Raw genomic sequence first — 6,888 nt, forward strand, 5'->3', positions numbered from 1 at the left:
ACTGTATATGCCAAGGCAGCCCCCGTATTGATTCGCCCATATGCATTAGGCGCACGAACAGTTAACCGAAGCTTAACTCAGGCCAGCCTCTCTCTACGGTTGTATGAAATCAGCCCTGCGTCAAGCGCGACAGGTAAAACCCATCACCCGACGGCCCCGGCAGCCATTGTCGCTCTGACAAAACCCGCCATCCCGGATTGCGTGCAATAAACGCCTCGATACGTTGCAAGTTTTCTCGCGCCAGTACCGAACAGGTCACATAGGCAAGCTCGCCCGCTGGCGCAACCAAGCCCGCCGCACGGTCCAGAATCTCATCCTGTGTGCGGTTCAGATCGGCCAACCCTTCGGCGCTCAGCAGCCACTTCCCCTCAGGTGCGCGCCGCCACGCCCCGCTGCCCGAACAGGGCGCATCACATAGTACCAGATCGTAAGGCGCCGCATCCCCGGCATCGTCCAGAATGTTCACCACGACACCTGCGCGTTCGGCACGCGCAGGCAGGTCGCGCATCCGCTGTGGATTGGCATCATAAGCATAAAATTGTGCCCGCGATAGCCCAGCCATGGCCAAGGTCTTACCGCCTCCGCCTGCGCATAAATCTAATACTTTTGAGCCATCTACGAGGTTGAGCTCATCCGCGACAGCTTGGCTCGCGCCATCCTGCAACTCTACAAGCCCGTCGGCATAGGCGCGGCTACCTGACACCTTGCGTGCGCCGTCCAAAACCCGCAACGCTGTCCGTGAAATCGCGTCAGGCTCGGCCATGATCCCGCCCTCTGCCAGTGCGGAAATCGCCCCCGCAGGATCCGTCAAACGCAAGTTCACCCGCAACATCACCGGCGCCCGTTCACGCAAACTCAACGCTACCGCCTCGGCCTGATTGCCCAAGCCCTCGCGAAACAGCGGTAAAAGCCAATCCGGCAGGTCCAGTGCCTCGGCCCCGTCCGGCACGCGGCCGCCCGCCAACTCAGCCTCGCTCAAGACCGCAGGCGTGTACTGGCCGCCGGTGAACAACGGCGCCGGATCCCCCCCCTGCATACGCAACCAGCCAAGCATGATCCCGCGACCGGTCATTGCCCCGCCAAGTGCGGCGCAGGACCGTCGGCAGCGTAGCGCATCGAACACATGATCGCGCACCGCCACCCGATCCTTGGACCCGGCGAAACGTGATCGCCGCGCCCAACTGGTCAGAACCTTTTCCGCCGGAACCCCGGAAAGAACCTCGCCCAACAGCTCGGCTGCAGTTTGAATACGCGCTGCTGGCGTCATAATATGTTACCTTAACTTAACGCCGCAAAGCATTGTTTAATCAGCCAATACGGTAGTTTGGGCTTTCCCGTGTTATCTGCACATCATGGACGTGGCTTTCAGTCAACCCGGCCCCCGTGATCTTCACAAAGGTGCAATTCTTGCGCATTTCGGCCACGGTCGCGCAGCCGGTATAGCCCATCGCCGCCCGCAAGCCCCCGACCAACTGATGGATCACCGCATTGGCGCTTCCCTTATAAGGCACCTGCCCCTCGATCCCTTCGGGCACCAGCTTGTCGCTGGCCGCATCCTTCTGGAAATATCGATCAGCAGACCCGCGTGCCATGGCCCCAAGGCTGCCCATGCCACGATAGCTTTTGAAGCTACGGCCTTGATAAAGAATAACTTCGCCGGGGCTTTCATCAGTTCCCGCAATCATCGAGCCAACCATGGCACAGGACGCGCCCGCCGCAATCGCCTTGGCAAAATCACCCGAGAATTTGATGCCACCATCGGCAATCACCGGCACATCGCCCGCCGCCTGGGCGCAATCCATGATCGCCGTCAGCTGTGGCACGCCAACACCGGCAACCATCCGCGTAGTACAGATCGAGCCCGGCCCGATCCCCACCTTCACCGCATCCGCACCGGCACCAATCAGCGCGCGCGTCGCCTCACCGGTGGCCACATTGCCCGCCACGATCTGCACCTCGTTGGAAATCGCCTTGGCCCGTGCCACCGCAATCGCCACCCCTTCGGAATGGCCATGCGCGGTGTCAATCACCACCATATCGGCACCCGCCTCGATCAAGGCCTGGGTGCGTTCAAATCCCGCATCCCCCACGGTCGAGGCCGCCGCAACCCGCAAACGCCCGAGGCTATCCTTACAGGCCGTCGGGTTCAAAACCGCCTGTTCGGTATCCTTCAGCGTCAGCAACCCGGTCAGCTTGCCCTTGCCATCGGTCACCAACAGCTTCTCGATCCGCCGCGCCTTCATCAGGCTCTTGGCCTCTTCCAGATCCGCAGGTTCAGTCAGCATCGCCAGATTATCACGCGACATCATCACCTTGACCGGTGTATCATCCGAGGTGGCAAAGCGCATATCGCGGTTGGTCACGATCCCAACCACCAAACCCTTTTCATTCACCACGGGAAATCCGGTCACGCGATAGCGTTCCTGCAACACCTTGGCATCTGCCAGCGTCTGATCCGGGGTCAGGGTGATCGGGTTGTACACAATCCCGCTCTCGAACCGCTTGACACGGCGCACTTCTTTTTGCTGCTCATCCACCGTCAGGTTGCGGTGGATCACGCCCATGCCGCCCGCCTGCGCCATGGCAATCGCCATCCGCGCCTCTGTCACCGTGTCCATTGCCGAGCTCAGCAAGGGAATATTCAGGGCAATAGATTGGGTCACACGTGTCCGTGTATCCGCCGTCGAGGGCAGAACATTGGACGCAGCGGGAACGAGTAGAACATCATCGAAGGTCAGAGCCTCACGAATCTCCATTTGGCATCTCCATGGACAGATCGTTTGGCGCTTCCCTATTGCATGGATACCCCCAAGGGGAAACCCCAATTCATCCTTGCCGCCCGGTGTATTCGCGGCCACCCTCGCCCAAACCGCAACAAGGAGCCGACAATGACAGCACATGGATATGAAAGCGGGCGACTCGATCTGCCGTTCGTCGGCATCTCAACCTTCGGCAAACGCCCATATGTCGCCGAGTGGTCCACGCTTGATGCCGATGTCTGCGTCCTCGGCGCGCCCTTTGACGCCGGCACCCAGTGGCGCCCAGGCGCGCGTTTTGGCCCCCGCGCGGTGCGCGAGGCGTCGACCCTCTTCAGCTTCGGCCACGCTGGTGCTTATGACCATGAAGATGATGCCACGTATCTGCCCGGCTCGGTCCGCATCGTTGATATGGGCGACGCCGACATCGTGCATACCGACACTGCGCGATCCCATGCCAATATCGAGATCGGCGTGCGCGCCGCCTTGGCCGCAGGCGCCCTGCCCGTCACCATCGGCGGCGATCACTCAGTCAATATCCCCTGCATCAATGCCTTCGCCGAACAGCCCCCCTTTCACATCCTGCAAATCGACGCCCACCTCGATTTCGTCGATGAACGCCACGGCGTCCGCTTTGGCCACGGCAACCCGATGCGCCGCGCCGCCGAAAAGCCGTATGTCTCTGGCCTCACGCAAGTCGGCATCCGCAATGTCTCCTCCACAGCCCGCGAAGGCTATGAGGATGCCCGCGCCATGGGGTCCGATATCCTGTCGGTTCGCCAAGCCCGCAAACTTGGCCCGACTCAACTCACGCAGCGTATTCCCACAGGCGCCCCGGTCTATATCACCCTTGATATCGATGCCTTCTGCCCCTCCATTGCGCCCGGGACCGGCACGCCCAGCCACGGTGGTTTTCTGTACTACGAGGTACTCGAGCTGCTGCAACTGACCGCCCAAACCCACCCCATCGTCGGCATTGATCTGGTCGAGGTCGCGCCTGACTATGACCCTACCGGCTCCACCGCGATTCTCGCCGCACAACTCCTACTCAACACGCTCGGTTTCATCTTCCACGCCCGCGGCTTCACCTGAACCTCGCGTTCACATTTTCCAAATATCCCCGCCGGAGGCATCCCCCCTCGCCTCCGGGCTTGGAATGTGAAATGACGCGCTATCGCCAGAAATTGCCGCTCCGCGCCTTTCCCTTTCCGCGCAGCGCCATATTCTGCACCTAAGCGAACAGAACAGGCACAGCCCATGACCACCGACCCTCTCGTGATCTTTACCCCCTCCGGCAAACGCGGCCATTTTCCCGTCGGCACCCCGGTGCTGACCGCCGCTCGACAGCTTGGCGTTGATCTCGACTCCGTATGTGGCGGTCGTGGTATCTGTTCAAAATGCCAAATCACCCCCTCCTACGGTGAATTTCCCAAACATGGTGTAAGTGTCGCCCCCAACGCGCTGTCAGACTGGAACAGCGTCGAACAGCGGTATCAGGACAAACGCGGCCTTACCCCCGGTCGCCGCCTTGGCTGTCAGGCAACCATTCAGGGCGATGTCATTATCGATGTCCCGCCAGAATCCCAAGTCCACCGGCAGGTTATCCGCAAGGCCGCCTCGGCCCGCGCCATCACTATGGACCCTGCCACACGGCTTTACTTCGTCGAGGTGCAGGAACCGGATATGGACGAACCCACCGGCGATCTCGAGCGGCTGTCCCGGGCGCTGCGCGAGCAATGGCAGATCGAGAGCCTTCGCGCCGATCTCTCGGTGCTATCGAAACTGCAACCTACCCTGCGCAAGGGAAACTGGCAGGTCACAGTTGCACTTTACCGCGATCACCACGGCGGCCCCGCCCGACTGCTCGACATATGGCCGGGCCTGCACGAAGGCGGGCTCTACGGGCTGGCAATTGATCTCGGTTCCACCACCATCGCCGCCCATCTTTGTGACCTGAACGATGGCCGCGTGCTGACGTCGGCGGGTGTGATGAACCCGCAGATCCGCTTTGGCGAAGATCTGATGAGCCGCGTCTCCTATGCGATGATGAACCCCGGCGGCGACCGCGAAATGACCGCCGCCGTGCGCACTGCACTCAACGGGCTAACCCAGTCACTGACGACCGAGGCAGGCATCGACCCCGCCCTGATTTTTGAGGCGGTCTTTGTCTGCAACCCGGTCATGCATCACCTGCTTCTGGGCATCGATCCGGTCGAACTTGGGCAAGCCCCCTTTGCGCTGGCGACTTCTGACTCGATGTCTCTGCCCGCAACCCAGCTTGACCTGACTACGCTCAATCCGCGCGCCCATGTCTATATTCTGCCCTGTATTGCGGGCCATGTTGGCGCCGACGCTGCTGCCGTGGCGTTGTCGGAAGAACCCAACAAATCCAAAGATCTGGTGCTGATCATTGATGTTGGCACCAATGCGGAAATCCTGCTCGGGAACACCTCCCGCGTACTGGCCTGCTCATCGCCCACTGGCCCCGCCTTTGAGGGTGCCCAGATCAGCAGCGGCCAGCGCGCCGCACCCGGCGCCATCGAACGCGTTGAAATTGACCCGGTGACCAAGGACCCCCGCTTTACCATCATCGGCTGTGATTTGTGGTCGAATGACCCCGGCTTTGCCGAGGCCTCCGCCGCGACTGGGATCACCGGCATATGCGGCTCTGGGATTATCGAGGCCGTGGCCGAAATGCGCATAGCAGGCCTGCTTGATCCCTCCGGCCTGATCGGTTCCGCCACCCAGACCGGCACGCGCCGCAGCGTGCCTCAAGGCCGCACTCACGCCTATACTCTTTGGGACGGCACTGCCTCCGGTGGCCCATTGATCACCATAACCCAAGGCGACATCCGCGCCATCCAACTTGCCAAATCCGCGCTCTACGCCGGCGCGCGGCTGTTAATGGATGAAATGGGCGTCGACAAGGTGGACCGCGTTGTGCTTGCCGGTGCCTTTGGTGCCCATATCAGCCCCAAGCATGCCATGGTGCTGGGCATGATCCCGGATGTACCGCTCGACAAGGTTCTCAGTGCAGGCAACGCCGCTGGCACCGGCGCCCGCATCGCGCTGTGCAACATCGCATCTCGCGCCGAGATCGAACAGACAGTGCATCAGATCACCAAAGTCGAAACCGCTATCGAACCGCGATTTCAGGAACATTTTGTCGCCGCCAACGCCATCCCACATGCGACCGAACCCTTCCCCGAACTGGCACAGATCGTCACCCTGCCCGATGTCAGCTTCAACACCAAAGGCGAAGCCGAAGATGGGTCTGGCCGCAGGCGCCGACGCCGCTAACCCCAAAGTGCCCGCCCGATTGGCTTTTGATATCTGCGATATGAGTACGGCGATGCCGCCACTGCACACGCCCGAAACCCGGCTTTTCAAGATAGCCCGCCAACAACTCAGTGTCCGCACAAGACTCCTGAGCGCCAACCCAGTGCATTACAATTTGCCTAAAAGTGCCCATCTGGGCCGCAACAGATGCAACTGCTCCTGCGTTATTCGGCAAAGCGGTCTTGATAGTCCTCACATATCAGCAATTGGATGCGGTGCATAAACTGCTGACTGATGCAAAGACCAAGGGCGGTGGACAGAACGGCCTAACTCAGAACAGTGCAGGGTCTGGCAAATCAAATACCATTGCATGGGCGGCGCATCAGATCATCAATCTGCATGACGACGAGGACGGCCCGCTGTTCGACACGGCGATCATCGTGACCGACCGCCTAGTGTTTGGCGGCTTTGCGCAAACCGCTGGTGTGGTCAAGAATATCGACGGCACGCCACGCGACCAGAAACAAGCCATAGAGGGCGGCGCGCGCATCATCATCCCGACCATCCAGAAATTCCGCACAGAACACCTGTAAACCATCTCAGGGCAATCCGCCAAGAACTTCGCGGTGATCATTGACGAGGCGCATTCGTCGCAATCCGGTAAAGCTGCGCAAGAGATGACCGATGCGCTGCCCCGTGAGGTGGGCGGTTCGGACGACATTGAAGACCTGATCATGGCACATCAGGCAGTGCGAGGGTAATCCCCCCATTTTAATGGGGTCCAGCCGTAGAATTCACGCGGCTGTTTTCAGTTTCATAGCGGGTGTCACGCCGCCGATGCCCATGTTGGGTC

The 6,888-nt window shown here is 60.6% G+C and carries 6 protein-coding genes; 4 read left to right on the top strand and 2 right to left on the bottom strand.

Annotated elements, in window-relative coordinates; all coding sequences use genetic code 11:
- Nucleotides 1-109: 109 nt before the first annotated feature.
- Both BSF79_RS02365 and guaB read right to left on the bottom strand, forming a co-directional pair.
- Complete coding sequence (locus BSF79_RS02365) at nucleotides 110-1,267, bottom strand: RsmB/NOP family class I SAM-dependent RNA methyltransferase (protein ID WP_090267775.1); 1,158 nt, start codon at nucleotides 1,265-1,267, stop codon at nucleotides 110-112.
- Between the two features lie 40 nt (nucleotides 1,268-1,307).
- Nucleotides 1,308-2,756 carry an IMP dehydrogenase gene (gene guaB / locus BSF79_RS02370; protein WP_090267778.1) on the bottom strand — a complete coding sequence of 483 codons (1,449 nt, stop codon included), beginning with the start codon at nucleotides 2,754-2,756 and terminating at the stop codon, nucleotides 1,308-1,310.
- A gap of 132 nt (nucleotides 2,757-2,888) precedes the next feature.
- Between guaB and speB the strand changes: the two genes are divergently transcribed.
- The 4 genes from speB (at nucleotide 2,889) to BSF79_RS20180 (ending at nucleotide 6,796) form a co-directional block, all read left to right on the top strand.
- Complete coding sequence (gene speB, locus BSF79_RS02375; protein WP_090267892.1) at nucleotides 2,889-3,848, top strand: agmatinase; 960 nt, start codon at nucleotides 2,889-2,891, stop codon at nucleotides 3,846-3,848.
- A 165-nt stretch (nucleotides 3,849-4,013) separates the two neighbouring features.
- Complete coding sequence (locus BSF79_RS02380; protein ID WP_090267781.1) at nucleotides 4,014-6,056, top strand: ASKHA domain-containing protein; 2,043 nt, start codon at nucleotides 4,014-4,016, stop codon at nucleotides 6,054-6,056.
- A gap of 221 nt (nucleotides 6,057-6,277) precedes the next feature.
- Entirely contained in the window at nucleotides 6,278-6,628 is a 351-nt protein-coding gene (locus BSF79_RS19980; RefSeq protein WP_139246371.1) for a hypothetical protein, read from the top strand.
- A 33-nt stretch (nucleotides 6,629-6,661) separates the two neighbouring features.
- Complete coding sequence (locus tag BSF79_RS20180; protein ID WP_281248622.1) at nucleotides 6,662-6,796, top strand: hypothetical protein; 135 nt, start codon at nucleotides 6,662-6,664, stop codon at nucleotides 6,794-6,796.
- Nucleotides 6,797-6,888: the final 92 nt, after the last annotated feature.

It is taken from the genome of Thalassovita taeanensis, assembly GCF_900110775.1.
Lineage (GTDB): Bacteria > Pseudomonadota > Alphaproteobacteria > Rhodobacterales > Rhodobacteraceae > Litorimicrobium > Litorimicrobium taeanense.

What these genes read in the sequence shown, in the direction of transcription:
- BSF79_RS02365 (WP_090267775.1), bottom strand. Translation starts at nt 1,267, where the DNA reads ATGACGCCAGCAGCGCGTATTCAAACTGCAGCCGAGCTGTTGGGCGAG.
- guaB (WP_090267778.1), bottom strand. Translation starts at nt 2,756, where the DNA reads ATGGAGATTCGTGAGGCTCTGACCTTCGATGATGTTCTACTCGTTCCC.
- speB (WP_090267892.1), top strand. Translation starts at nt 2,889, where the DNA reads ATGACAGCACATGGATATGAAAGCGGGCGACTCGATCTGCCGTTCGTC.
- BSF79_RS02380 (WP_090267781.1), top strand. Translation starts at nt 4,014, where the DNA reads ATGACCACCGACCCTCTCGTGATCTTTACCCCCTCCGGCAAACGCGGC.